The 25,081-nt window shown below is 73.7% G+C and carries 22 protein-coding genes; 16 read left to right on the top strand and 6 right to left on the bottom strand.

Going from position 1 to position 25,081, the window contains the following annotated elements:
- The first annotated feature begins 258 nt into the window (after positions 1-258).
- From IW256_RS28475 to IW256_RS28465, 3 genes are all read left to right on the top strand, one after another.
- Entirely contained in the window at positions 259-885 is a 627-nt protein-coding gene (locus IW256_RS28475) for a hypothetical protein (RefSeq protein WP_197013880.1), read from the top strand.
- Between the two features lie 296 nt (positions 886-1,181).
- Positions 1,182-1,691 carry an HNH endonuclease gene (locus IW256_RS28470; RefSeq protein WP_197013879.1) on the top strand — a complete coding sequence of 170 codons (510 nt, stop codon included), beginning with the start codon at positions 1,182-1,184 and terminating at the stop codon, positions 1,689-1,691.
- A gap of 38 nt (positions 1,692-1,729) precedes the next feature.
- Positions 1,730-1,954 carry an FmdB family zinc ribbon protein gene (locus IW256_RS28465; RefSeq protein ID WP_197013878.1) on the top strand — a complete coding sequence of 75 codons (225 nt, stop codon included), beginning with the start codon at positions 1,730-1,732 and terminating at the stop codon, positions 1,952-1,954.
- Between the two features lie 109 nt (positions 1,955-2,063).
- Here the strand turns inward: IW256_RS28465 and ilvD are convergent, their stop codons facing one another.
- A complete protein-coding gene (gene ilvD, locus IW256_RS28460; RefSeq protein WP_197013877.1) occupies positions 2,064-3,920 on the bottom strand; it encodes a dihydroxy-acid dehydratase in 1,857 nt (618 codons plus the stop codon).
- A 258-nt stretch (positions 3,921-4,178) separates the two neighbouring features.
- Positions 4,179-5,000 (bottom strand): nuclease-related domain-containing protein, encoded by an 822-nt coding sequence (locus IW256_RS28455; RefSeq protein WP_197013876.1) that lies wholly within the window; start codon positions 4,998-5,000, stop codon positions 4,179-4,181.
- Between the two features lie 190 nt (positions 5,001-5,190).
- Here IW256_RS28455 and IW256_RS28450 point away from each other — a divergent pair, with 190 nt between their 5' ends.
- Together IW256_RS28450 and malQ are read left to right on the top strand one after the other, a co-directional pair.
- Positions 5,191-6,615 carry an amidase gene (locus IW256_RS28450; RefSeq protein ID WP_197013875.1) on the top strand — a complete coding sequence of 475 codons (1,425 nt, stop codon included), beginning with the start codon at positions 5,191-5,193 and terminating at the stop codon, positions 6,613-6,615.
- A gap of 136 nt (positions 6,616-6,751) precedes the next feature.
- Positions 6,752-9,019, top strand: coding sequence for a 4-alpha-glucanotransferase (gene malQ, locus IW256_RS28445; RefSeq protein ID WP_307829152.1), 2,268 nt, complete (start codon positions 6,752-6,754; stop codon positions 9,017-9,019).
- 95 nt (positions 9,020-9,114) lie between these two features.
- On the opposite strand, the gene IW256_RS28440 is transcribed toward malQ, so the two are convergent.
- Together IW256_RS28440 and pepN are read right to left on the bottom strand one after the other, a co-directional pair.
- Positions 9,115-10,110: a hypothetical protein gene (locus IW256_RS28440; protein ID WP_197013874.1), complete on the bottom strand. Its 996-nt coding sequence runs from the start codon at positions 10,108-10,110 to the stop codon at positions 9,115-9,117.
- Between the two features lie 188 nt (positions 10,111-10,298).
- The gene (gene pepN / locus IW256_RS28435) at positions 10,299-12,836 is read right to left on the bottom strand and encodes an aminopeptidase N (RefSeq protein ID WP_197013873.1); all 2,538 of its coding nucleotides are present in this window, start codon (positions 12,834-12,836) and stop codon (positions 10,299-10,301) included.
- Between the two features lie 196 nt (positions 12,837-13,032).
- On the opposite strand from pepN, the gene IW256_RS28430 reads away from it, so the two are divergent.
- The 7 genes from IW256_RS28430 (at position 13,033) to IW256_RS28400 (ending at position 18,055) form a co-directional block, all read left to right on the top strand.
- A complete protein-coding gene (locus tag IW256_RS28430; protein ID WP_197013872.1) occupies positions 13,033-13,650 on the top strand; it encodes a mycothiol-dependent nitroreductase Rv2466c family protein in 618 nt (205 codons plus the stop codon).
- 153 nt (positions 13,651-13,803) lie between these two features.
- Positions 13,804-14,520: an energy-coupling factor ABC transporter permease gene (locus IW256_RS28425; RefSeq protein ID WP_197013871.1), complete on the top strand. Its 717-nt coding sequence runs from the start codon at positions 13,804-13,806 to the stop codon at positions 14,518-14,520.
- Entirely contained in the window at positions 14,517-14,891 is a 375-nt protein-coding gene (locus tag IW256_RS28420; RefSeq protein ID WP_197013870.1) for a PDGLE domain-containing protein, read from the top strand. The genes IW256_RS28425 and IW256_RS28420 overlap by 4 nt, the downstream gene beginning before the upstream one ends.
- On the top strand, positions 14,892-15,656 hold the full coding sequence (gene cbiQ, locus IW256_RS28415) for a cobalt ECF transporter T component CbiQ (RefSeq protein WP_197013869.1): 765 nt from the start codon (positions 14,892-14,894) through the stop codon (positions 15,654-15,656).
- Positions 15,653-16,417 (top strand): energy-coupling factor ABC transporter ATP-binding protein, encoded by a 765-nt coding sequence (locus IW256_RS28410; RefSeq protein ID WP_197013868.1) that lies wholly within the window; start codon positions 15,653-15,655, stop codon positions 16,415-16,417. Before cbiQ ends, IW256_RS28410 begins: the two co-directional genes overlap by 4 nt.
- Positions 16,418-16,581: 164 nt before the next feature.
- On the top strand, positions 16,582-17,529 hold the full coding sequence (locus IW256_RS28405) for an ATP-binding protein (RefSeq protein ID WP_197013867.1): 948 nt from the start codon (positions 16,582-16,584) through the stop codon (positions 17,527-17,529).
- 49 nt (positions 17,530-17,578) lie between these two features.
- The gene (locus tag IW256_RS28400; RefSeq protein WP_197013866.1) at positions 17,579-18,055 is read left to right on the top strand and encodes a ribose-5-phosphate isomerase; all 477 of its coding nucleotides are present in this window, start codon (positions 17,579-17,581) and stop codon (positions 18,053-18,055) included.
- Between the two features lie 16 nt (positions 18,056-18,071).
- Here IW256_RS28400 and IW256_RS28395 read toward each other — a convergent pair whose 3' ends face one another.
- The gene (locus IW256_RS28395) at positions 18,072-18,272 is read right to left on the bottom strand and encodes a hypothetical protein (protein ID WP_197013865.1); all 201 of its coding nucleotides are present in this window, start codon (positions 18,270-18,272) and stop codon (positions 18,072-18,074) included.
- A gap of 289 nt (positions 18,273-18,561) precedes the next feature.
- Between IW256_RS28395 and IW256_RS28390 the strand changes: the two genes are divergently transcribed.
- Positions 18,562-19,677 carry a PP2C family protein-serine/threonine phosphatase gene (locus IW256_RS28390; protein WP_197013864.1) on the top strand — a complete coding sequence of 372 codons (1,116 nt, stop codon included), beginning with the start codon at positions 18,562-18,564 and terminating at the stop codon, positions 19,675-19,677.
- Between the two features lie 34 nt (positions 19,678-19,711).
- Here the strand turns inward: IW256_RS28390 and IW256_RS28385 are convergent, their stop codons facing one another.
- A complete protein-coding gene (locus IW256_RS28385) occupies positions 19,712-21,061 on the bottom strand; it encodes a serine/threonine-protein kinase (protein WP_197013863.1) in 1,350 nt (449 codons plus the stop codon).
- A 332-nt stretch (positions 21,062-21,393) separates the two neighbouring features.
- Here IW256_RS28385 and IW256_RS28380 point away from each other — a divergent pair, with 332 nt between their 5' ends.
- From IW256_RS28380 to IW256_RS28370, 3 genes are all read left to right on the top strand, one after another.
- Positions 21,394-21,948, top strand: coding sequence for an NADPH-dependent FMN reductase (locus IW256_RS28380; protein WP_197013862.1), 555 nt, complete (start codon positions 21,394-21,396; stop codon positions 21,946-21,948).
- 322 nt (positions 21,949-22,270) lie between these two features.
- Positions 22,271-23,311 (top strand): sensor histidine kinase, encoded by a 1,041-nt coding sequence (locus IW256_RS28375; protein WP_197013861.1) that lies wholly within the window; start codon positions 22,271-22,273, stop codon positions 23,309-23,311.
- A gap of 150 nt (positions 23,312-23,461) precedes the next feature.
- Positions 23,462-25,057 carry a carboxyl transferase domain-containing protein gene (locus IW256_RS28370; RefSeq protein WP_197013860.1) on the top strand — a complete coding sequence of 532 codons (1,596 nt, stop codon included), beginning with the start codon at positions 23,462-23,464 and terminating at the stop codon, positions 25,055-25,057.
- Positions 25,058-25,081 lie beyond the last annotated feature (24 nt).

The raw sequence follows: 25,081 nt of genomic DNA, 5'->3' as shown, positions 1-25,081 counted from the left end.
CCCGGGGCCGCCCGTGCCCCTCGCGCCTCCCGGCCGCGGCCGGTTGAGGACGCGCGCGTTCCCGCGCCCTCGCCTGGGTCCGGGACGTATGCCGGACACGTCGCTTCCGAGGCCCTCCGGGAGGGATGTCCGGGGGCGGGGGCGCCCCGGCGTGGAAGGTCGGCGACGATCACGTGTCGTGCCGAGGATGCGCAGGTGGACTCCGGTAGAAGTGGCGTTGGCCACTACTCGTTTCAACGGGGGTTGATCATGAAGAGCATGGCCGGCGGGCGTCGAGCGCCCGCGCATATCGCCGTCATCGCCGCCGCGGCCGGAGCGTCGCTGCCGTTCGCGGCCCCGCCCGCGCAGGCCGCACCGGCGGCCCCGGCCCCGCCGTCGGCGCAGGGGGGCGTGCGGATCAGCTATTCGGCGCCCGAGACCACCGGCACCGGCGACCGGGTCGCCTGGCGCTGGAGGCTCCGCAACACGGGCGACCGCGCCGTGAGCGGGGTCGTGCTCATCCACACCGTCGACCCGAGGTTCCGGGTGTCCTCCTACGGAGCGCTCTGCGCGGCGGGGACCGGGACGCTCCGGTGCGAGTACCGCTCGCTGCGTCCCGGTGAGCGCAGGCAGGGCACGCTCGTGGCCCACGTCCCGGAGGGCGTGTCGGGCCGGATCCAGCTCCAGGGGCGGGTGATCTGGCAGCAGCGGACCCGCAAGGGCGTGTCCCTGAAGACGAGCGCGCCCGTGCGGAGCGCCGCGCCGTACAACTCCGGCGCCACCTCGCCCAGGGAGGGCATCGGGGCTCCTCAGCCCGCCCTGGCGCCGGAACGGGACGAGGCGCCGGCGCCACGACCGAACGGGGCGCTCGCTCCCAAAGGGAGTGAAACGCTAGTCACGCGCTGAACCGGATTAGGCCCGCCGCAACCGGGGTATTGAGGCGGGAAGCGTCGTCACAGTCCGGGCGTTCGCCCTCACGTTCCGTGGTGTCAGCAGCCCTTGGCGTTCGATCCGGAGCGCTTGTGGGGATTAATGGGGTAGCGGACGGCCTTCTCAGGCGCCACACTGATTTCGGGTCGGTTCGCCCCTGGGGAGGTCCTCATGGCGGGTTCGCAGGTGCCGGAGACAATACCTTGGCCTCGGTGTGAGGCGCGCACGTCCGCGTCCGCCGAGGCGAAACCGGAACCGGTGGAGGCCGTCCGATGAGACAGGTCCTCCTCCTCAACGCGACCTACGAACCGCTGACGACGCTCCCGCTGCGGCGGGCCGTCTGCCTCGTCCTCAGGGAGAAGGCGGAGGTCGTCCACAGCGACGCCTCGGGTGCGATCCTGCACTCGGCCACCATGTCCATCGAGGTCCCCTCCGTCATACGGCTTCGCCGGTACGTGCGGATCCCGTTCCGCACCCGGGTGCCGCTGACCCGGATGGCGCTGATGCGCCGCGACAACTTCCGCTGCGCCTACTGCGGCCACCGCGCCGAGACGATCGACCACGTCCAGCCGCGCAGCCGCGGCGGCAAGCACGTCTGGGAGAACTGCGTCGCCTCCTGCACGACGTGCAACCACCGCAAGGCCGACCGTCTCCTGGAGGAGATCGGGTGGACCCTCAAGGTCACGCCCGGTGTCCCCCGTGGTGCGCACTGGAGGCTCATCGGCGTCATCAACGACGGCGACCCCCAGTGGGCTCCCTACGTCACCGAACCCGCCGCCTGATCTCCCCGGCCGTCCCCGTCCCGCTCTATCCTGGGGCCGTGCCACGTTATGACTACCGCTGCCGTGCCTGCGGCTCGACCTTCGAGGTCGCGCGCCCGATGAGCGAGGCGTCCGCGCCCGCCCCCTGCCCCGACGGCCACGACGACACCGTCAAGCTGCTGTCCACGGTCGCCGTCACCGGAACGGCGCGCGGCGGGGCCCCGGCCCCGCCCCCGTCGCCGGGCGGCGGCGGGGGCTGCTGCGGCGGAGGCTGCTGCGGCTGAGCCCCGTCCGGCCCGAGCGCTCGGTGCCGCCTGAGCGCCCGGGCCGCCCGGACGCTCAGTGCCGTTCGAGCGCTCAGTGCCGTCCGTGCGCTCAGTGCCGTCCGTGCGCTCAGTGCCCGGCGAGCTGGGTGATATCGCGGGCGGCGCCGGTGGACGCGGACGTGGTCATCGCCGCGTACGCCTGGAGCGCGGCGGTCACCGGGCGCTGCCGGTCACGCGGCCGGTAACCGCCCAGTTCGGCCACCAGCCGCTCGCGCCGGGCGGCCAGCTCGGCGTCCGGGACGTCCAGCTCGATCGAGCGGCGCGGGATGTCGATCACGATCCGGTCGCCCGTCTCCACCAGCGCGATCGCGCCGCCCGCGGCCGCCTCCGGCGAGGCGTGGCCGATGGACAGGCCGCTGGTGCCGCCGGAGAAACGGCCGTCGGTGATGAGCGCGCACGCCTTGCCCAGGCCCCGGCCCTTCAGGAAGCTGGTCGGGTAGAGCATCTCCTGCATGCCGGGGCCGCCCTTGGGGCCCTCGTAGCGGATGACGACGACGTCGCCCTCGCGCACCTTGTCACCGAGGATGCCCTCGACCGCGTCCTCCTGGCTCTCGAAGACGACCGCCGGGCCGGTGAAGGTCCACAGCTCCTCCTCGACGCCGGCGGTCTTCACGATCGCGCCGTCGGGGGCGATGTTGCCGTACAGCACGGCCAGGCCGCCGTCGGTGGTGTAGGCGTGCTCGGCGTCCCGGATGCAGCCCTCCGCGCGGTCCAGGTCGAGCGACTCCCACCGGGCGCTCTGGCCGGAGGCCTGGGTAGTGCGGACCCCGCCGGGCGCCGCGTGGTACATCTCCACGGCCTCGGGCAGCACGTCCGGTGAGCGGACGTCCCAGGCGGACAGGAACTCCGGCAGCGACGCGGAGTGGATCGTGTGGACGGCCCGGTTGAGCAGCCCGGCCCGGTCGAGCTCGCCCAGCAGCGCGGGGATGCCGCCGGCCCGGTGGCAGTCCTCGACGTGGTACTTGCCGGTGGCCGGGGCGAGCTTGCAGACGCACGGCACCCGGCGGGACAGCTCGTCGATCTCCTTGAGGCCGAAGTCGACGCCGCCCTCGTGCGCCGCCGCCAGCAGGTGCAGGATCGTGTTGGTCGACCCGCCCATGGCGATGTCGAGGGCCATGGCGTTCTCGAACGCGTCCCTGGTGGCGATGTTCAGCGGCAGGACCGACGCGTCGTCCTGCTCGTAGTAGCGCTTGGCGATCTCCACGACGGTGCGGCCGGCGTCGGCGTACAGCCGCTTGCGGGCGGTGTGGGTGGCCAGGACGGTGCCGTTGCCGGGCAGCGCCAGCCCGATCGCCTCGGTCAGGCAGTTCATGGAGTTGGCGGTGAACATGCCCGAGCAGGACCCGCAGGTCGGGCAGGCGGCCTCCTCCATCTGCGCCAGGGTCTCGTCGGACACCGAGGCGTCGGCGGAGGCGATCATGGGGTCGATCAGGTCGAGCTTGTTGCCGTTGAGCACGCCTTCGAGCGGCTTGCCGGCCTCCATCGGCCCGCCCGAGACGAAGACCGCCGGGATGTTCAGCCGCATCGCGGCGATCAGCATCCCCGGCGTGATCTTGTCGCAGTTGGAGACGCAGATCATCGCGTCCGCGCAGTGCGCGTTGACCATGTACTCGACCGCGTCGGCGATCAGCTCGCGGGACGGCAGCGAGTACAGCATCCCGCCGTGCCCCATGGCGATGCCGTCGTCCACGGCGATCGTGTTGAACTCGCGGGGGACGCCGCCGGCCTCGCTCACGGCGGCGGCGACCATGTCGCCGACCTCGCGCAGATGGACGTGGCCGGGGACGAACTGGGTGTAGCTGTTGGCGACCGCCACGATCGGCTTGCCGAAGTCCTCCCGCGCTACGCCGCTGGCCCGCATGAGGGCGCGGGCGCCCACCATGTTCCTGCCGTGAGTGACCGTACGTGACCTGAGCGGGGGCATCTGTGACCTCTCCAACCTGTGGCGTTCTCTGAACGATCGTACGACCGTGCCGGCGCCGCCGAGGCGGGCCGTGCCGGGCCGGGTCCGCCGGGCCGGCCGTCCCGACCGGCCGTCCGGTGTCCGATCGCGTTCGATCGCAGCGGCGGATCGCGGCGCTGCGGCCGGGCCCCACAGAGGTCGTGCGGGACCGGCCCGTGTACCACCGATCGTACCAACGCGGCCCCGCGGGCCGGTCACGCCGGGAACGCGGCTCCCGCGCTACTCCGCGGGGGCGTCCAGGTCAGTGGGGTACTTGGGCGGCAGCGACTCCTCGGCCGCCTGGTAGATGCGCTCGACGTCGCTCTCGGTCAGGATCCTGGGGCGGCGGCGCAGGTAGCCGCGCGCCCGGTTGCCCGCGTAGACGTCGACGTCCCGGACGCGCATCACCTTCCACGGGATGGACGGCCCGTAGATGGCCACCGACGCCTGGACGGGCACCTCGAAGCCCACCCGCTTCGCGATGATCTTGCTGGCCTGGTCGGCCTCCCAGCGCGCCTCGTCCAGCCGGTCCTTCTTGTTGAAGGGGCCGTGGAAGAGCTTGCGGTGGGAGAGGGTCCGCACGGGCAGCCGCTTGTCCCACTTCTCCGAGTCGATGGCGTACACGCCGCTGGGGCCGATCACCAGATGGTCGATCCGGCCGTCGCTGACGCCCTCGTCGTCGCGCGGGACGGCCCGCGCGTGCAGCACCCGGTAGCCGCCCTTGCGCAGCGAGCGCAGCTGCTTCTCCGTGCGCCGCTCGGCGGCCGAGGACTTCTTCCACGCGTCCACGCTGGTGCCCTTGCGGGACCGGCGGACGACGTCGGCGATGACGGCCAGGACCGCCACGGTGAGCCCGATCCTGAACGAGAAGACGATCGTGCCGACCAGCACGATCGCGAGCGCCGCCGCGGCGCGCTCCAGCCAGGGGCGGACCCGCGGATCCTTGAGTAGTTCGCCGTAGGACTCGCGGCCCGGCGGCCGGCCGAAGGGCGGGCGGCCGGTGGACGTCTCGCGGGACCGTCCCCGCGATTCCTCGGTGTTGTCCCGCTCCCTGATCGCCATGAGTGACGCTCCGTGTTCCTTCCGCTCCGGACGCATGATCCTCCGAGCGCAGAGTAATCATTTCCGCGAACGGGTACCAGCCATGTCGGGTTAATACTTTTGTCGCCTCTTCGACGGTGTTGGAAGTTGCCGTCCCGGGTACGAACCCGGTCTTCGCGCGTGCCGGCGCCGCGCGTTAGCGTTCCGTGGTGTGACCGACATCCACGATCTGAGCGCCCTGCGGCTGGCCGCCGCGATCCGCTCCCGCGAGCTGTCCCCCGTCGAGGTCGCCGACCACTACCTGGCGCGGATCGAGCGGCTGAATCCCCGCCTCGGCGCGTACGTGACGGTCACCGCCGAACGCGCCGGCGAGGACGCCGCGCGCGCCGAGAAGCGCGTGATGGAGGCGGCCGGCACCGCCGGGCTGCCCCCTCTGCTCGGCGTGCCGGTGCCGATCAAGGACCTCAACATGGTCGCCGGCGTCCGGATGACGTTCGGCTCGCGGGTCTTCGCCGAGCTGTCCGGGTTCGCCGACGACAACGTCGTCACGCTGCTGAGGGAGGCGGGCTCCGTCCTTCCCGGCAAGACCTCGACGCCCGAGTTCGGCCTGCCCTGTTACACCGAGGGCGACGTGGCCCCGCCCGCCCGTACCCCCTGGGACCTGGGCCGCTCCGCGGGCGGTTCCAGCGGCGGGGCCGCCGCGGCGGTCGCCGGCGGCCTGGCGCCGGTCGCGCAGGGCAGCGACGGCGGCGGCTCGATCCGCATTCCCAGCAGCGCCTGCGGGCTGTTCGGGATCAAGCCGACCCGCGGCCGGGTCTCCCAGGGGCCGGTCGTGCCGGACCTGTTCGGGCTGTCGGCCAACGGCCCCATCGCCCGCACCGTCCGGGACGCCGCCCTCCTGCTGGACGTGATGGCCCGCCCGATGCCCGGAGACCTCTACCTGGCGCCTCCGGTGGAGGGGACCTTCCTCGCCCACGCCGAGCGCCCGCCGGGCCGCCTGCGGATCGCTCGCAGCCGCGAGCCGGTCGTTCCGGACGCCGAGGTCCACCCCGACTGCGTCGCGGCGTACGAGGAGGCGTCCCTGCTCCTGGAGGAGCTCGGCCACGAGGTCGTCGACATGCCGCGGGTCCTCGGGCCCGACCTCGTCCCGATCTTCGAGACGCTCTGGGGCGTCATGGCCACCCTCACCCCGGTCGAGCCCGAGAGCGAGCACCTGCTCCAGCCCCTCACGCGGTGGCTGCGCGAGCGCGGGCACGCGACGACGGCGCCGCAGCTCTTCGGAGCGCACGCGATGCTGCAGGCCGCGCTGCGCCAGGCGTTCCCCGTGATGGACGGCTTCGACGCGATCCTGCACCCGACCCTGGCCCAGCCGCCGCTGCCCGTCGGTCACTTCCACGACCAGGAGCCGGAGGAGAACTTCCGCCGCCAGAAGCACTTCACCCCCTTCTGCGCCCCCTACAACGTCTCGGGGCAGCCCGCGGTCAACGTGCCGCTGCACTGGAACGCCGACGGCCTGCCCATCGGCGTCATGCTCGCCGGCCGGCTGGGCGGCGAGGGCACCCTCATCTCCCTGGCCGCGCAGCTGGAGGAGGCCCGCCCCTGGGCGGGCCGCAAGCCGCCGATCTGGAACGACTGACCACCGGCCGACTGACCACCGCCGGCCGCGGCGGCCGGGTGGGGCGCGGACGTGAGGGGTAAGCAGCCGGAGACGGGTACTGCCTCAGGCACGAGAGCCCTCACCGGGCCGCGGAACAAAGGGGCAAGGTCAGAGCGTGGCGGATGCGGAACTGAACAAGGTGGCTCGCGCGTACGGTGTGGCGGCGAGCTACGCCGACTGGCGCGGCCAGGAGGTACAGGTCTCGGACGACACCCTGAAGGCGGTGCTGGGCGCCCTCGGCGCGGACGTCTCCACGCCCGCGGCCGTACGGGAGACGCTGGCCCGGCTGCGGGAGGAGCGGCGCAACCGGTTGCTCCCTCCGATCCTGTTCCGGCGTACGGGGCGCCCGGCGGCGCTCAGGGTCCCCTGGGGCGCGCAGGGGGCCGACGAGGTGTGGCTGGACACGTCCACCGGCGGCACGGTCGAGCTGCACGGCACCACGGTCCGCGCGCCCGACGGGATCGTGAAGGAGTATCACCTCCCGCCGGGCCTCCCGGAGGGCTGGCATCGGGTCCGCGCACGGGTCCGGAGCCGGTGGCGGGAGGAGACCGCCCCCTTGCTCCTGACCCCCGAACGCCTTCCGCCGCCGCCGCGCGCCTGGGGCCTCACCTGCCAGCTCTACTCCGTTCCGTCCAGGGAGTCCTGGGGGATGGGGGATCTGCACGACCTGGCCGAACTCGCGGCGTGGAGCGGCAGGGAGCTCGGCGCGGGCTTCGTCCTGGTCAATCCCTTGCACGCCACCGAACCCGTCACCCCCATCGGCTCGTCCCCGTACTCGCCGGTGAGCCGCCGTTTCGCCAGCCCGCTCTACCTGAGAGTGGAGGACGTCCCCGAGTACGCCGCCCTGCCCCCCAAGGAGCGCGAACGGCTTTCGGCCCTGGCCGCCCGAGCCCGCGGCGAGGCCACCAAGAGAGCCGGCAAGGGAGCCGGCAAGGCCGCCAAGGGAATCGGCATAGGAGCCGGCAAGGGGAAGGGCGGCAAGGGCAAGGGGCCTGCGCCGGGGACGCGCGGCGAGCTGGACCGGGACGCCGTATGGGAGGCCAAGCGGGAGGCCCTCGAAGCCCTCTTCGCACTCCCGCGCGGCCCTGAACGGCAGCGGGCCTACGAGGCGTACCGGCATCGGGAAGGGGCTCCGCTGACGGCGTTCGCCACTTGGAGCGCGCTTAGCGAGGAGCACGGCGCGGACTGGCGGCACTGGCCGGCCGAGCTGCGGGACGCGGAGAACCCGGCCGTCGCGCGGGCCGCCGAACGCCTCGCCGGCCGCGTCGAGTTCCACGCCTGGCTGCAGTGGCAGCTCGACGAGCAGCTCGCGGCGGCCCAGTCGGCGGCCGTGGACGCGGGCATGCCGATCGGCATCGTGCACGACCTGGCGGTCGGCGTGCATCCGGGCGGCGCCGACGCGTGGATGTACCGGCCGATGTTCGCGCCCGGCATGAGCGTCGGCGCCCCGCCGGACGAGTTCAACCAGAAGGGCCAGGACTGGGGCCAGCCGCCCTGGCATCCGGGGCGCCTCGCCGAGGCCGCCTATCTCCCGTACAGGGGGATGCTCGCCGCGGCGCTGCGCCACGGCGGGGGGCTGCGCCTGGACCACGCCATGCAGGTCTCCCGCCTCTGGTGGGTCCCCGAGGGCGGTTCCCCGGCCGAGGGCACCTACGTCGCCTACGACCGCGACGCCATGCTGTCCACCCTCGTCTGGGAGGCGGCGCAGGCCGGGGCGGTGGTGGTGGGGGAGGACCTGGGCACGGTGGAGCCCGAGGTACGGGAGGACCTCGCCGCCCGGGGCGTCCTGGGCACGTCGCTGCTGTGGTTCGAACGCGACGACGAGGGGCGCCCCCGCAGGCCCGGGGACTGGCGCGAGACCTCCCTCGCCACCGTGGGCACCCACGACATGCCGCCCACCACCGGTTTCCTGCACGGCGACCACATCGAGCTGCGCGACCGGCTCGGGCTGCTCACCCGGGCCGTCGCCGACGAGGTCGAGGACCATCGCGCGCAGCTGACCGGCTGGCTCAGCCTCCTCCATGACGAGGGGCTGCTCGCCACGCCTCCCGGCGAGATCCTGGACGCGCTGCTGGGCGACGGCGTCCCGGGGGAGGGCTCGGCCCGGTACGACGCCGAGGTGACGGCCGCCCTGCACGCGTTCCTGGCGCGCACCCCCGCCCGCCTGATCGGCGTCTCGCTGGCCGACGCGGTGGGGGAGCGCCGTACGCAGAACCAGCCCGGCACCGTCGACGAGTACCCCAACTGGCGGGTGCCGCTGGCCGACGCCGAGGGGCGGCCCGTCCTCCTGGACGATCTGCCGGACGCCGCGCGGCTGAAGGCGTCACTGGCCCCCCTGACGGACCGGGCGGAGGATGCCGGGGCCGAGGCGCCCCCTCCCTGAACCGGGTGCCGTGCGGCGGAGGCCGAGAAGCGGAGGCCGAGAGGCGGAGGCCGAGAGGCGGAGGCCGAGAAGGGAGGCGGTCGAGAGGGCGGCGGTCAGGAGAGGGCGGCGGTGAGGCGGACCGAGACGTCGGCGAGGAGCGTGTCGGGGACGATCTCGGCGCCGGCGATCGCCGAGAACAGCCCCGGCAGCCCCGGCAGCGGGTACCGGTCCCTCTCCGCCGAGGCCAGCGCCGCCCCGCCGAGCGGATGGCGCGCGAGTGACCGGCGGGCCCGGGCCCAGGCGGCCTGCACCTCCTGCGGCGAGGGCACTCCGAAGCCGTGGCCGACGGGCGCCGCGTGCCGCAGCTTCACCAGGGCCCCGTCGGTGAAGTCCGCCGCGAGCCTGCACCGCTCGGCGAGGTCCGCGCGCACGTCCTCGTCCATGCGGGACATCACCGAGCAGGGCGTGCGGCAGCGGGCCGCGCAGTCGCCCAGCGCCTGCGCCACCTGGCTGTGCTGCCGGTCCAGGTAGGCCCGCCAGCCCGACGGGGGCTCGGTGGCGACCCGCAGCGCCCGCTCGCAGGCGGAACGCTCGGGACGGGTGTGGTCGCAGACACGGGCGGCGCCGGGCTCCACGGGCACCCCGAACCGGCTGCCGGGACCGGTCACCGCCGGGCCCAGCAGCGCGGGGTCGCCCGCGTGGCCGAGCACCGGCTCCCACGCCAGCAGGGCCAGGTACTCGCTGGCGATGTGCAGCGCGGCGACCATCGCGGCCATCTCGCGGCGGTGCCAGCGGATCGCGATGACCTCCAGCAGCAGGGAGTACGCGGGCCGCAGGGTGGCCAGCGCCCCGCGCGGACGCTCCCGCGGCGCCTGCGGCATCCGGCTGGCCCGCGCCCGGTCCAGCAGGTCCTTGGGGACCTCTCCGGCCTCCTCGGGCATGCCGAAGTCCTCGGCGTCCAGCTCCATGACCCGCTGCCCGAACGCGCACAGCGCCGCCACCGGGGCCCGCTCCGCGTTCAGCGGCACGCCGGCGGCGACCAGCGCCTCGAGGTCGCCGAACGCCTGCCTGCGCGCCAGTGCCGTCAGAACGTCCCGCGCGGTCTCCACGTCCCCACCTTCCCGCCACCCTTCCGCCCGAAGCAGTCGTCCCTCACCTTCGCACCCGAACCCTGCCATCCGGGGCAGGCGGCCCGAACCGGCGCGCCGCGCCGCCGTGCCCGCGGCGAGCGCGGGCACGGCGGCGCGGTCGACGGGCGGCCGGGCGGGCCGTCAGGCGGCCCGGGGCGCCGGGCGGGTCAGGCGGAGGCGGCGTCCTTGGCGCGGGCGCGCAGCGCGCGGGCGACCCCGTCCCGGCCCTCCGACAGCAGCCGCTCCAGGGCGGCCGGCGGCCGGTGCTCGGCGATGTAGGACTCGGTGCGGTCGATCGTGGACTGCTCGACCACCAGGAACGGGTAGGCGGTCTCGGCGAACGTCTGGGACATGTCGCTGCTCCACTCGTCCCAGATCCGGCCCACCTCGGCGAAGTACCGGTCGGCGTAGGGGACCAGCAGCTCGGCCTGGTCGGGCTCGACGAACCCGCCCAGCGTCGCCCGGAACACCGCGTTCGGCAGCTTCCCGCCGATGACGGCGGCCCAGGCCGCGGCCTTGGCGTCGGCGGTGGGGATCGCGGCCCGGCAGGCCGCCGCGTGCCGCTCGCCCGCCGCGGTCGGGTCCCGCTCCAGCTCGGCGGCGATCTCCGCCTCGCCCGCGCGGCCGGTGACCACCAGGCGGCGCAGCAGCGTCCAGCGCAGCTCGGTGTCGACCTTCAGGCCCTCCAGGACCCGCGAGCCGTCCAGCAGGCCCGCCAGCAGGTCCAGGTCGCCGCCGTCGACCGCGGCCCCGGCGAACGCCTGGACGTAGGCCAGCTGGAAGTCCGAGCCCGCCGCGGCCTCCTCGGCCAGCTCGCGCAGCGCGCCGGCCATCAGCCGCAGCCCCTCGACCCGCCACTCCGGCGCCGCGTACTGCTGGACGGCGGTGCGCGTCTGCCGCAGCAGCGTCTGGGCCACGGAGATGTCGGTGACGCCGCGGATGCCGCTGATCACCAGCCGGACGTAGTCGCGGGTGGCCATCTCGGCGTCCCGGGTCATGTCCCAGGCCGCCGACCAGCACAGCGCCCGCGGCAGCCCGTCCTTGATGTCGCCGATGCCCTCGACCAGCGTCCGCTGCGAGTGCTCGTCCAGGCGGATCTTGGCGTAGGTGAGGTCGTCGTCGTTGACCAGGACCAGGTCGGGGCGCTTCTGCCCGATCAGGGCGGGCACCTCGGTGCGCGCGCCCACGACGTCCAGCTCGACCCGCTCGCGCCGGACGAGCCCGCCGGAGCCGGCCTCCCGGTCGTACAGGCCGACGGCGACCCGGTGCGAGCGCAGCGTCGGGTACTCGGCCTTGGCCTCCTGGAGCACGGCGAACGAGGTGAAGTTCCCGTCCGCGTCGACCTCGTAGGCGGGGCGCAGGGTGTTGACGCCCGCGGTCTCCAGCCACTCCTTCGACCAGGAGGTCAGGTCGCGGCCGGAGGTCTCCTCCAGCGCGTCCAGCAGGTCGGCCAGGACCGTGTTGCCCCAGGCGTGCCGCCGGAAGTAGCGCCGCACGCCCTCCAGGAAGTTGTCGCGCCCGACATAGGCCACCAGCTGCTTGAGCACGCTGGCGCCCTTGGCGTAGGTGATGCCGTCGAAGTTGACCTCCACCGCGCGGATGTCGGGGATGTCGGCCGAGATCGGGTGGGTGGAGGGCAGCTGGTCCTGCCGGTACGCCCACGCCTTCATCAGGTTGGCGAAGGTGGTCCAGGAGCCGGTCCACTTGGTGGCCTCGGCCTGGCACAGCACGCTCATGTACGTGGCGAACGACTCGTTGAGCCACAGGTCGTCCCACCAGCGCATGGTGACCAGGTCGCCGAACCACATGTGCGCCATCTCGTGCAGGATCGTCTCGGCGCGGCGCTCGTAGGCGGCGTCGGTGACCCGCGACCGGAAGACGTAGTCCTCCAGGTAGGTCACGCAGCCCGCGTTCTCCATCGCGCCCGCGTTGAACTCCGGCACGAAGAGCTGGTCGTACTTGGAGAACGGGTACCGCTGGTCGAAGACCTCCTCGAAGAACGCGAAGCCCTGCCGGGTGACGTCCATGATCGCGTCCGCGTCCAGGTGCTCGGCCAGCGACGCGCGGCAGAACACCCCCAGCGGGATCACCGTGCCGTCCTCCCGCCGGTACTCGCCGGTGACCGCGTGGTACGGCCCGGCCACCAGCGCGGTGATGTAGGTCGAGACCTGCGGCGTCGGCCGGAACCGCCACGTCCCGCCGGAGGCGCTCCCCTCGGCGTTGGTCACCACCTGCCACCCCTCGGGCGCCGTCACGCCCAGCTCGAACGCCGCCTTGAGGTCGGGCTGGTCGAAGCAGGTGTACATGCGGTGGGCGTCGGCGGTCTCGAACTGCGTGTAGAGGTACACGCTCTGGTCGACCGGGTCGACGAAGCGGTGCAGGCCCTCGCCCGAGCGGGAGTACGCGCAGTCGGCCACGACCCGCAGCTCGTTGGACGCGGCCAGGGAGGGCAGCGGGATGCGGCCCTTGCCCGCGTCGTAGGAGGCCGGGTCGAGCGCGGTCCCGTTCAGGGTGACCTCGCGGACCACGGCGCCGTGCAGGTCCACGAAGGTCGACGCGCCGGGCTCGGCGCAGCCGAACCTGATCACGGTGGTGGACCCGAACCGCTCCTCACCCGTCGTGAGGTCGAGCTCGACCGCGTACGCGTCGACGGTGAGCAGCCGAGCCCGTTCCCGCGCCTCGTCGCGCGTGAGGTTGCCTGCCACATGTACTCCTCGGGAGTTCCGAAAGCTGTCGTTCCATGTCTACCAACCGGGCCGACGATCGGCGCCCGCCGACGCGGCCGCCGTTCCCGGCGCGCCGCGCGGGAATGGCGGCGGTGTCGGGCCGGTTGCGCCAGTCGTACCACTGATCACCGATGATCACGTTCGGTGATGCCCTGATCGCCTACAGGAGGCTGACTTGTCGACCGATGCCCCTCTTACTCCCGTTGACTTCTGGTTCGACCCGATGTGCCCCTGGGCCTGGATCACCTCCCGCTGGGTCCACGAGGTCGCCGCGCTGCGTCCCATCGAGCCGCGCTGGCACGTGATGAGCCTGGCCGTCCTGAACGAGGACAAGGACATCCCGGAGAACTACCGGAAGATGCTGGAGACGGCCTGGGGCCCGGTGCGCGTCTGCATCGCCGCGGAGCAGAAGTACGGCTCCGAGGTGCTCGGCAGGCTCTACACCGAGCTCGGCGTCCGCTTCCACCACGAGAAGCTGCCGCGGGAGAAGGCCACCTTCGCCGCGGCCCTGGAGGCCGCCGGGCTCGATCCCGCCCTGGCCGAGGCCGCCGACTCCACCGACTACGACGAGGCCCTGCGCGCGTCCCACCAGGACGGCATCGAGCGCGTCGGCCAGGAGGTCGGCACCCCGGTGATCGAGGTCGAGGGCAGCGCGTTCTTCGGGCCCGTGGTGACGCCCATCCCGCGCGGCGAGGCCGCCGTCAAGCTCTGGGACGGCGTGCTGGCGGTGGCGCAGACCGACGGGTTCTACGAGCTCAAGCGCACCCGTACCAGGGACCCCATCTTCGACTGAGCCCGTCCGGCGCCCGTCCTGAGCCCGTCCGGCGCCCGTCCTGAGGCCGCCCGCCCGGAGCCGCCTGCGAAGGCAAGGCTGTTGCGAACGACTTGCACCTACGATGAGTCCGCCTCAAACTGGCTTTACCTCGACAGGTCGGCAGGGACGGTGATGATCGTGCATGTACCGGACGGATTCCTGGACGCACCGACATCGCTCGCGGCGGGCGCGGTGGCCGTCGCGGGCGTGGCGGTGTCGCTGCGCGGCGCGCGGCGGGAACTGGACGACCGCACCGCGCCCCTGGCCGGTCTCACCGCGGCCTTCGTGTTCGCCGCGCAGATGCTCAACTTCCCGGTGGCCGCCGGGACCAGCGGGCATCTGCTCGGCGGGGCGCTCGCGGCGATCCTGGTCGGCCCGTACGCGGGCGTGCTGTGCGTGTCGGTGGTGCTGCTGCTCCAGGCGCTCCTGTTCGCCGACGGCGGCCTGTCCGCGCTCGGGACCAACGTCATCGTCATGGCCCTGGTCACCGTCCCGGTCGGGTACCTCCTCTTCCGGGGGCTGCTGCGGATCCTGCCGAAGACGCGGCCCGCCGCGAGCGCCGCCGCCTTCGCCGCCGCGGCCGTGTCGGTGCCGGCGTCGGCCCTGTCCTTCACCCTCCTCTACGCGGTGGGCGGGACGACCGACGTGCCGATCGGCACCGTCGCCGCCGCAATGGTCGGGGTGCATCTGCTCATCGGCGTGGGCGAGGGACTGATCACCGCGTTCGCGGTGTCCAGCGTGCTGGCCGTACGGCCGGACCTGGTGTACGGGGCGCGCGAGCTGATCAAGCCGGTGGTCCTGCGGACCGCGCCGCCCGCCGCCGAGACCGCCACGGAGGGACGGGCATGACCACCAAGCGCTTCTTCGCCGCCGCCCTGCTGGTGACGCTCGTCCTGGCGGGGATCGTCAGCTACTACGCCAGCTCCCATCCCGACGGGCTGGAGCGGGTCGCCGAGGACAAGGGCATCAACGCCGCCGAGAAGGACCACGCGCTCAAGGACTCCCCGCTGGGCGACTACGGCGTCAAGGGCGTGGAGAACTCCCGGCTCTCGGGCGGCCTGTCCGGCGTGATCGGCGTCGCGGCCGTCCTGGTCGTGGGCGGCGGGCTCTTCTGGGTCCTGCGGCGCCGTGACCCGTCCGCGGACGGGAGCGCGTCCCAGGGCGAGGCCCGCGGCGCGGCCGGGGAGCGGGGCGCCGCCACGCCCTCCCGGGACGCGTAGATGGGGCAGGGGCACGCGCACCGGCTCTACGTCCCCGGCGGCTCGCCGGTGCACCGCCTCCCTCCCCAGTGCAAGCTGGTCGCCCTGCTGGCGTTCGTGCTGATCGTGGTGGCCACCCCGCGCGAGCGGATCTGGGCGTTCGCGGTGTACGCGGTGCTGCTGGCCACCGTCGCCGCCGCCGCCCGGATCCCGTTCGGGCTGGTGCTGCGCAGGACGATGATCGAGCTGCCGTTCGTGGCGTTCGCCTTCCTGATGCCGTTCGTCGCGACCGGGGAGAGGATCGACGTCCTCGGCCTGCACCTCAGCGTCAACGGCCTGTGGGGCGCCTGGAACATCCTCGCCAAGGGCACGCTCGGCGTGGTCGCCTCCGTCCTGCTGGCCGCCACCACCGAGCCGCGGCTGCTGCTGCTCGGCATCGAGCGGCTCCGGACGCCGCAGCTCATCACGCAGATCGCGACGTTCATGCTGCGGTACGGCGACGTGGTCACCGCCGAGCTGCGCCGGATGAAGGTGGCCCGGGCCGCGCGCGGCTTCGAGGCCCGCGGCCCGCGGAGTGCGGGCGTGCTCGCCCGGTCCCTGGGCGCGCTGTTCCTGAGGTCCTACGAACGCGGCGAGCGGGTGCACCTGGCGATGGTCAGCCGCGGCTACGACGGCCGGATGCCGGTGGTGCACGACGTGGGCGCCACGCCCGGGCAGTGGTCGGCCGCCGCCGTCCTGCCCCTGGCCGCGGGCCTGGTGGCCCTGACCGCTTGGATGGTCCCATGACGACCGTTCCGTCCCTCGAAGTGCAGGGGCTCGCCTACGCCTACCCCGACGGCACCCAGGCCCTGTACGGCGTGGACGTCACCATCGGCCGCGGGGAACGGGTGGCGCTGCTCGGTCCCAACGGCGCGGGCAAGACCACCCTCGTCCTGCACCTCAACGGCATCCTGCACGGCGGCCTGGGGTCGGTGCGCGTCGGCGGGATGCGGGTCGACCCGAAGGACAGGAAGGCGCTGCGGGAGATCCGCCGCCGCGTCGGCGTCGTCTTCCAGGACCCCGACGACCAGCTGTTCATGCCGACGGTCCGGGAGGACGTCGCGTTCGGCCCCGCCAACCTGGGCCTGCGCGGCCCGGAGCTGGACCGGCGGGTGGAGGACGCGCTGCGCCGCGTCGGCATGCTGGAGGTCGCCGACCGGCCGCCGCAGCACCTCAGCTTCGGCCAGCGGCGCCGGGTGGCGGTGGCGACCGTGCTGGCGATGGAGCCGGAGATCCTGGTGCTGGACGAGCCGTCCTCCAACCTGGATCCGGCCGGCCGCCGGGAGCTGGCCGAGATCCTGCTCGGGCTGGAGGTGACCGTGCTGATGGTCACCCACGACCTGCCGTACGCGGCCGAGCTGTGCCCGCGCTCCCTCATCCTGTCGGGCGGGGTGATCGCCGCCGACGCGCCCACCCTGGATCTGCTGGGCGACGCCGAGCTGCTGGGCGCGCACCGCCTGGAACTCCCTTTCGGGTTCGACCCTTCCGCCGTCCGCCCGAGGGTGTGACCGCCCGCCCTACCTGGCATAACGCCATATTTCGGGTGGCATCGCCCCCGATCCCGCCGCTTTCCGTGCCACTTCGGGGATTCGGCTTGCTTCGCCGTGCCCGGTCGGGGAGACTCGTCATCCCGGAAATGGCAACGGTTTTCATATCCGAAACGGGGGCTTTAGTGAAGATTGCGTTCGTCGGCAAGGGCGGCAGCGGCAAGACCACCCTGTCGTCGCTGTTCGTCCGGCATCTGGCCGCGCAGGGGCTGCCGGTGGTGGCCATCGACGCCGACATCAACCAGCATCTGGGCGTCGCGCTCGGCCTGGACGAGCGGCGCGCCGCCGAGATCCCCGCGATGGGGGACCGGCTGCCGGAGATCAAGGAGTACCTGCGCGGGGACAACCCGCGGATCTCCTCGGCCGCCGCCATGGTCAAGACCACCCCGCCCGGCTCCGGGTCGCGGCTGCTGCGGCTCGGCGGCGACGACCCCGTGCACGCGCTCGGCCGGGACGTGGACGGCGTCACGCTGCTGGCCACCGGACCGTTCAACGACGACGACCTCGGCGTGGCCTGCTACCACTCCAAGACCGGCGCGGTCGAGCTCTACCTCAACCACCTCGTGGACGGGCCGGGGGAGTACGTCGTCGTCGACATGACCGCCGGGGCCGACACCTTCGCCTCCGGGCTGTTCACCCGGTTCGACCTGATGTTCCTGGTGGCCGAGCCCACCCGCAAGGGCGTCGGCGTCTACCGCCAGTACACCGACTACGCCAGGGACTACGACGTCGCCATCACCGTCGTGGGCAACAAGGTGCAGAGCGATGAGGACGTGGCCTACCTGCGCGAGCACGTCGGCGACGACCTGCTCACCTGGCTCGGCCAGTCCGCCGCCGTACGGGCCCTGGAGCAGGGCCGCGGGGGCGTGGCCCTGGAGAGCCGCAACCTGGGCGCCCTGGACCGCATGCGCGCGGCGGTCGACGCCCGAGAGCAGGACTGGGACAGGTTCCGGCGGCAGGCCGTGGAGTTCCACGTGAAGAACGCCCGGAGCTGGGCCAACCGGGCGGTCGGCGAGGACCTGGAGGCCCAGGTCGACCACGGTTTCCGCTTCCCCGTCCCGGTCCCCGGGTGAGGACGGACCCGGCGCCCTGGCGGGTCCGGCGGCCTGGGAGACTGGGGGCATGCGCGTGTTTCTTGGATGCGACCATGCCGGCTTCGAGCTGAAGGAGCACCTGGTCTCCTGGCTGAAGGAGAACGGGCACGAGCCGGTCGACTGCGGGGCGCTCGAATACGACGCCGTCGACGACTACCCGCCGTTCGTGCTGCGGGCGGCCGAGCGGACCGTCGCCGAACCCGGCAGCCTGGGCATCGTGATCGGAGGGTCCGGCAACGGCGAGGCGATCGCCGCCAACAAGGTCAAGGGCGCCCGGGCCGCCCTGGTCTGGAACACCGCCACCGCCACGCTCGCCCGCGAGCACAACGACGCCAACATCATCAGCCTCGGGGCGCGGCAGCACGACCTGGAGACCGCGACCGAGTTCGTGCGGCTCTTCCTGGAGACCCCGTACTCGGACGAGGAACGGCACACCCGCCGCATCGCGATGCTCGCCGAGTACGAGCGGACCGGTGAACTCCCCGCCCTGCCCCACCCGTCGTAGCAGTCCGGCCGCCGGGTCAGGGGGGCGGTTTGCGCCCGCCGCGCTTGTCGAGACGCCGGCGTTCGTTCTTCGCGGCCTTGCCCCGCCTGCCGGGTTCGGGTTCGGACCCGGCGGCGGGCTTGGCCGGCGGGGGCTCCTCACCCTCCGTGCGCGGCCGGGAGATGTCCCTCGCCCGCATCGCCGCGTCCACCGTGATCCGCATGCCCGGCTGTCCCACTGCGCCGCTCCTCACGTCCATGTCCACTTCGCCTGGAAGTTCACCCGGAAGTTCGCCCGGTAGTTCGCCCGGAGGACTTTCGCCCGGGAGGACCATTGGAACCGGAGGGCGGGTGAGGGGGCAAGGGCGGGCTCCCTGAACGGCCGGACCGGAACCCGGCGGCGCCGTCCGCCGGAAACCGGGACCGGGCATCACCCGTGACCTTTCCCTATCCTGGACCGTTACATCCTGTGATCGGTGGCGCGGATGCGCGCCGGTTGGGGCGGATGCTCGATACAGTGCCGGAGTCATGCTGCAACGTCTGGTCCACCTCCTCCCGCCGGGAGTCCGCGCCTTCCTGCGCCGGATTCCCGTTCTCGTGCGGATCTACAGGTGGCTCCTGCGCGGCAAGCTGACCCGTGAACGCAACGTGTTCGTCGCCCTGGCGCTGCTGGCCGTCGTCATCGGCTTCGGCGCCACGGTCTCGCGGGCCTGGGCGCCGCCCAGCGCCCTGGTGCTCACCGTGCTCGGCGGCGGCCTGCTGCTGCGGGTGCGCGGCCTGGTGGCGCTGCTCGCCGTGGTCGCGGGCATGGTCTTCTACATCAACTGGCACGATCCCCGGGACATCGGCCCGGGGATGGTCGCCACCCTGGCGATCACCGCGGTGCTCGCGCTGACGCTGGCCCGGACCCGCCAGCAGCTCGGCGTCCAGGGGCTGCGGGGCGACTCGATGCTGCTGGAGCTGCGCGACCGGCTCGTCCGGCAGGGCGAGATGCCCGCGCTGCCGGAAGGCTGGGACTCCCAGGTCGTGCTGGTCCAGGCGGGCGGGTCGTCGTTCGGCGGCGACTTCGTCGTCTCGGCCGCCGACGGGGACATGCTGGAGCTGGCGCTGGTGGACGTGTCGGGGAAGGGCACCGACGCCGGGACGCGGGCGCTCATGCTGTCGGGGGCCTTCGGTGGCCTCCTTGGATCGCTCCAGCCCGAGCGTTTCCTGCCCGCCTGCAACACCTATCTCCAGCGCCAGCGCTGGGACGAGGGCTTCGTCACCGCCGTCCATCTGGTGCTGAACATGAAGACCGGCGAGTACACCGTGGAGTCGGCGGGGCACCCCCCGGCCGTCCAGTTCGAGGCGGCCAGCGGCACCTGGCGCGTCAGCGCCGCCAAGGGCGTGGTGCTGGGCGTGGTGCCCGACCTGCGCTGCGTCCCCGAGCGGGGCCAGCTCCGGCCCGGCGACGCGCTGCTGCTCTACACCGACGGGCTGGTGGAGGCTCCCGGCCGTGATCTCGACGCGGGGATCGACCGGTTGCTGGGCGAGGCCGAACGGCTGGTCCCGCAGGGCTTCCGCAAGGGTGCCAGGGAACTGGTCCAGACGATGGCCGCCGCCCGCGATGACGACTGCGCCCTCGTCCTGATCTGGCGTACCTGACGGCCCGCGCGCCCCGGCGCGTCCGGCCGCGTGCTCAACGCCCCTTCCCCTTACCCGAGCCACCCTTGTCTCCGGCGTTCTTGCCCTTGCCCGCGTCCGTGCCCTGCCCCTTGCCCTTCTGCGATCGCCGCCGCTGCTGCGCCGGGACGTGCTCGGCGGGACGGGGCCCGCCCGGCACCGCGTTCCGGGGCGCCGGGTGCGGCGCCGTGGTGCCGGGCGCGGGGGCGGACGGGGTGGACGAGACGGGCTGCGCGGGCGTCGCCTCGCCCTCCCGGCCGCCCAGCCCCATGAGCAGGCCGCCGGTCAGGACCGCCATGGCGGCGGCCCCGGCCGCGGCGAGCAGCCGGGCGCGGGTGGTCGAGCGCGCCCCGACATGCGTGATCACGGTGAAGGCGGCGGTGTCGGGGCCCTCGTCCGGGTCGGCCGCCGGCCGGCGTGACGGGGCCGCCTCCTGAAGCGCCGCCGGGCGGGACGCGGGGACGGCGGGCTTCCGGCGGTCGCGGCCCTTCGCGGCGACCGGGGGCTCGGTCTGCCCGACCAGGGCGAGCAGCAGGTCCGGCGCGGCGGGCCGGTCGCCGGGCCGCCTGGCCAGGGCCGCCCGGACGGCGGGCAGCAGCGTCGCGGGAAGGCCGGTCAGATCGGGCTCCGCGCTCATCACGCGGCGGGCGACCTCGGCCGGCGAGCCCTCGCCGAAGGGCATCCGGCCGGTACCCGCGTACGCGATCAGGCAGCCCCAGGTGAAGACGTCGGCGGCGGGGCCGGCGGATTCGCCGGCCAGCACCTCCGGGGCCATCCAGCCGGGGGTGCCCAGGACCGTTCCGGTGGAGGTGCGGGCGCCCCGGGCGTCGTCGGCGCGGCCGTCGTGCGCGCGGGCGATCCCGAAGTCGATCACGCGGCAGCCGGAGAGGGTGAGCATGACGTTGGCGGGCTTGAGGTCGCGGTGCACCAGCCCGGCGGCGTGGATGGCGGCCAGCGCCGACACCACGCTCACGGCCACCCCGTGCGCCTCCGCGCTGGGCAGGGGGCCGCCCCGGCCGATGCGCTGCTGCAGCGACATCCCGCCGACGTACTCGCTCACGATGTAGGGGAGGCCCTCCTCCTCCCCGTGCGCGAGGATCCGCGCCGTGCAGAACGAGGCCACCCGGCCCGCCAGGACCGCCTCGTCGCGGAACCGCTCGCGGAACGCGGCGTCGGCGGCCAGGTGCGGATGGATGGTCTTCACCGCCACCCGGCCGTCGGAGTCCGGCCGGCGGGCGAGGTAGACGGTGCCCATGCCGCCCGCGCCGATCCTGCCGAGCAGCGGGTATCCGCCCACCGCCCGGGGGTCGTCCGCCTCCAGGGGGCGTACGTCGTCCGCCGGGGATTGGGTGGCCTGCCCGTCCATGCTGTCCCCACGTCACCTTTCGTCGCTTCGGTCCAACCTGTCCCCGATCGTGAGCACAGTATGGCGCCGAACGAACACGAATTGGCAGGAAACGTGTTCGTCACCTCGATGTAGCCCCTATGGCATCGAGACGGTGCAGAGTAGTCCCCAGATCGGCAACCGCCCGGCTCCGTCGGATCCTCCTCGGCGCGCGGGGCCCAGGGCGGTTGGCGGCACCGAAGGCGATGTCCGCGCGGTCGGTACCCCAGGGGTGGGAGGCACCGTTCCGCGCGGGCATCGATCCTCAGTATTTCCTAGTAATCCAGTTGACTTAGTAGGCAAATGGGGTCAGGATGGGTTCCGTGAGCTTCGCGGTCATCATCGGAAACCCCCGCCCCGGATCCCGTACGGCCGGTGCCGCGGTCGCGGCCGCCCTCGCCGTCGCGGACGCGGCGGGGCTGGCGGGCGAGCCCGACGTCATCGACCTGTCCGCCTTCGGGCCGGGCCTGCTGGCCCCGGAGCCGCCCTCCGAGGTCGCGGACGCCCTCGCCCGGGTCACCGCGGCCGATGTGCTGCTGGTCGCGAGCCCCACCTACAAGGCCACCTACACCGGGTTGCTCAAGGTCTTCCTGGACCGTTTCGCCGCCGGCGCGCTGACCGGCAAGATCGCCCTCCCGCTGCTGGTGGTGGGGGCGCCGGAGCACGCGCTGGCGGTGGAGGTCCACCTGCGGCCGCTCCTGGTCGAACTGGGCGCCGACGTCCCCTCTCCGGGGCTGGCGCTCCCCGAGTCCCGGCTCGACCGGCCCGGCTCCCTGCTGGAGGAGTGGGCCGGCCGGGTCGCCCCCGCCGTGAGGGGCGCTCTCACTGCGGGGCCGTCCGGTGACAGGGCGGTGGGGTCCGTCCGCTGACCGGACGGTGGAGCCGCCGGGTGACCGGAACGGCGACGGCACGGCCCGTCCCGGTCACCCGCGGCTCCTTCCTCGCCCCTCGAAACCGCGCCTTCGCCACGCGCCTGCCGCTGATTCGGTCGTTCTCCGGACCATCCCTGTCCAGATCAGGGTTTCACCAGGCAATGCCAGGGTTACAACCAGTTTTAGCGAAGGTAGTGAACTCCGTTCCGCCCATCCCCCAGGCGCAGGACGCCGTGCGGTGACCTGCCGCGCGGACCAGGTATGGGAAGGCGTCGGAATGTCGAATCCGGTCGTTCGGCGGTTCTCGCCGCATAGGTCGGTGCAGGGCCGGGTGACCTTCACCGCCACCGTGGTCTCGGGTCTCCTGCTGGCGCTGGGGATCGGCGTGATGTTCCTGGCGGTCACAGCGCATCCGGTGGGTGCCGCAGAGGTGGCCCTGGCCGTGGCGATGATCCTGGGGTTCTTCGCCTCGCTGGCGGCGGTGGCGTGGGTCGTCCGGTACGCGGTCAAGCGCGCCCTCCGGCCGGTGCGCACGATGAGGGACGAGCTCGGCACCATCTCCGACCACCGGAACATCCGGCGGGTGACCGTGCCCAGCACCCACGACGACGTCGCGGATCTGGCCCGCTGCGTGAACGTGGCGCTGGACCGTATCGAGCAGCTGGTCGAACGCCAGCGTGCGTTCGCCGCCGAGGCGTCGCATGAGCTTCGGAGCCCGCTGACCGGGCTGAGGACGAGGCTCGAACTGGGCCTGGAGCACCCCGAGGAAGAGGACTGGCCCGAGACCGCACGGGCCGTGCTGGACGACGCCGACCGCATGCAGCAGATCATCGCCGACCTGCTGACCATGGCGAAGCTGGAGGCGGGCGTGCTCGGAACCCGCGGGCCGATCGATCTGGGCGAGCTGGTCCGGGCCGAGACCGCGCGGCGCCGCCAGCGGGTCCCGATCGAGATCGAGACCGACGAGGGCGTGATGGTCTCGGGGGCGCGCACCCATCTGATCCGCGTGCTCACCAACCTGCTGGACAACGCCGACCGGCACGCCCGCACGTGGATCCGGGTGGCGGTCGGCACCGACGGCCGCGACGCGCTGCTGATGGTGGCCGACGACGGGCCCGGCATCCCGCCCGAGGAGCGCGAGCGGGTCTTCCAGCGCTTCCAGCGGCTGGACGAGGGCCGCCGGTGCGAACCCGGCGGCACCGGCCTGGGCCTGGCGATCTCCCGTGACATCGCCAAGGCGCACGGCGGCGAGCTCTTCGTCGGCGACAGCCCGGGCGGCGCCCGCCTCGTGCTCCGCCTCCCCCTGATCGGCGCCCAGGATCCCGCCTCCTCCGCCCCGCCCGTCTCGACCACCCGTTGACTCCAGCGACGTTGACTTGCGGCGAGCTGTCGCCCCGGACGCACTCCAAGGCAGCAACTCGCCGCAAGTCAATGGGTCATGCCGCCCGGCGAACCTCTGGGTCAACGCATAGGTTGATCACCCGAACACCCTTCGGTTCAGGAGGTGGGCATGCCGGGACCGCCGGGTGGCCGGATCGGGGCGCGCGAGCTGCTGCGCCGGGTGCTGGACGGGGACGGCCACGAGTCCTGGGACACCGAGCCGTACCGGGTGGCCGGGCCGGGGACGGGCTACGCGCGCGAGCTGGCCGCCGCCCGCGAGCGCACCGGATGCGACGAGGCGGTCCTGACCGGCGCGGGCCGGCTGCGCGGCCGGCGGATCGGGTACGTCGTCTCGGAATTCGGATTCCTGGCCGGATCGATCGGGCTGGCGACCGCCGGGCGGATCGTGGCGGCGATCGACCGGGCCACCGCCGAGGGCCTCCCGCTGCTGGCCGCGCCGTCGTCGGGCGGCACCCGGATGCAGGAGGGGACCGCCGCGTTCACGCAGATGGCGGCCATCACCGCGGCGGTGTCCCGGCACCGCGCCGCCGGCCTGCCGTACCTGGTCCACCTGCGGCATCCCACCACCGGCGGCGTCTTCGCCTCCTGGGGCTCGCTGGGGCACGTGACGTTCGCCGAGCCGGGCGCGCTGATCGGTTTCCTCGGCCCGCGGGTCTACGAGGGGCTGTACGGCGAGCCGTTCCCCGAGGGCGTCCAGGTCGCCGAGAACCTCCTCGCCAAGGGCCTGGTCGACGCCGTGGTCGGCGTCGACGGGCTCGGCGCGGTGGCCGCCGCCGCCCTCGACGTGCTGTGCGCCCGTACCCCCGCCCGCGGCCTGCCCGCCACGTCCGGGCCGCGCCCGGAGCCGGTGGCAGCCGCGCCGGAAGCGGTAGCGCCCGTACCGGTGGGGCGGGGGACGGACGGGGACGCGTGGGAGTCGATCCGGCGTTCCCGCCGCCCTGCCCGTCCGGGGGTGCGCGACCTCCTGCGGTACGGGGCGGACGGGGTGACACCGATGTCGGGCGCGGGCCAGGGCGAGGCCGACTCCCTCCCGCGCGGGCGGTCCTCGGGCGACGGGGGCGACCCGGGGATGCTGCTCGTCCTGGCCCGCGTCGGCGGGGTGGCCTGCGTCGTGGTCGGCCAGGACCGCGCCGCCCAGCGGGACGGCCACCTGCTCGGGCCGGAGGGCCTGCGGGTGGCCCGGCGCGGCGTGCGCCTGGCCGCCGAGCTGGGCCTGCCGCTGGTGACCGTGGTCGACACCCCGGGCGCGGTCCTGTCGGCCGAGGCGGAGGAGGCGGGGCTGGCCGGGGAGATCGCCCGCTGCCTGGCCGACCTGATCACGCTGCCCGCCCCCACCCTCTGCCTGCTGCTGGGGGAGGGCGCGGGCGGCGCCGCGCTGGCCCTGCTGCCCGCCGACCGGGTGCTGGCCGCCCGGCACGCCTGGCTGTCCCCGCTGCCGCCCGAGGGCGCGTCGGTGATCGTGCACCGCACGCCGGGCCGGGCGGCCGAGATGGCCGCGGCGCAGGGGGTGCGCTCGGCCGACCTGCTGCGGGACGGCATCGTGGACGCGCTGGTCGACGAGCGGCCCGACGCGGCCGACGAGCCCGAGGCGTTCTGCCGCCGCGCCGCCGAGGCCGTCGCCGGGGCGCTCACCGAGCTGGTCCGCCTCCCCGCCGGGGAACGGCTCGCCCGCCGCGACCGGCGTTACCGCCCCCCGTCCCGCTGAGCCCTAGGCGTGTCTCGAAGTGGC

This window comes from Actinomadura viridis, assembly GCF_015751755.1.
GTDB lineage: Bacteria > Actinomycetota > Actinomycetes > Streptosporangiales > Streptosporangiaceae > Spirillospora > Spirillospora viridis.
The sequence above is the reverse complement of the archived record's forward strand: the minus strand, read 5'-3'. Positions and strand labels throughout refer to the sequence as shown.

Excerpts from the sequence above, each read along its gene's own strand:
- IW256_RS28475 (WP_197013880.1), top strand. The coding sequence starts at position 259 with ATGGCCGGCGGGCGTCGAGCGCCCGCGCATATCGCCGTCATCGCCGCC.
- IW256_RS28470 (WP_197013879.1), top strand. The coding sequence starts at position 1,182 with ATGAGACAGGTCCTCCTCCTCAACGCGACCTACGAACCGCTGACGACG.
- ilvD (WP_197013877.1), bottom strand. The coding sequence starts at position 3,920 with ATGCCCCCGCTCAGGTCACGTACGGTCACTCACGGCAGGAACATGGTG.
- IW256_RS28455 (WP_197013876.1), bottom strand. The coding sequence starts at position 5,000 with ATGGCGATCAGGGAGCGGGACAACACCGAGGAATCGCGGGGACGGTCC.
- IW256_RS28425 (WP_197013871.1), top strand. The coding sequence starts at position 13,804 with ATGATCGTGCATGTACCGGACGGATTCCTGGACGCACCGACATCGCTC.
- IW256_RS28420 (WP_197013870.1), top strand. The coding sequence starts at position 14,517 with ATGACCACCAAGCGCTTCTTCGCCGCCGCCCTGCTGGTGACGCTCGTC.
- cbiQ (WP_197013869.1), top strand. The coding sequence starts at position 14,892 with ATGGGGCAGGGGCACGCGCACCGGCTCTACGTCCCCGGCGGCTCGCCG.
- IW256_RS28410 (WP_197013868.1), top strand. The coding sequence starts at position 15,653 with ATGACGACCGTTCCGTCCCTCGAAGTGCAGGGGCTCGCCTACGCCTAC.
- IW256_RS28400 (WP_197013866.1), top strand. The coding sequence starts at position 17,579 with ATGCGCGTGTTTCTTGGATGCGACCATGCCGGCTTCGAGCTGAAGGAG.
- IW256_RS28390 (WP_197013864.1), top strand. The coding sequence starts at position 18,562 with ATGCTGCAACGTCTGGTCCACCTCCTCCCGCCGGGAGTCCGCGCCTTC.
- IW256_RS28385 (WP_197013863.1), bottom strand. The coding sequence starts at position 21,061 with ATGGACGGGCAGGCCACCCAATCCCCGGCGGACGACGTACGCCCCCTG.
- IW256_RS28380 (WP_197013862.1), top strand. The coding sequence starts at position 21,394 with ATGGGTTCCGTGAGCTTCGCGGTCATCATCGGAAACCCCCGCCCCGGA.
- IW256_RS28370 (WP_197013860.1), top strand. The coding sequence starts at position 23,462 with ATGCCGGGACCGCCGGGTGGCCGGATCGGGGCGCGCGAGCTGCTGCGC.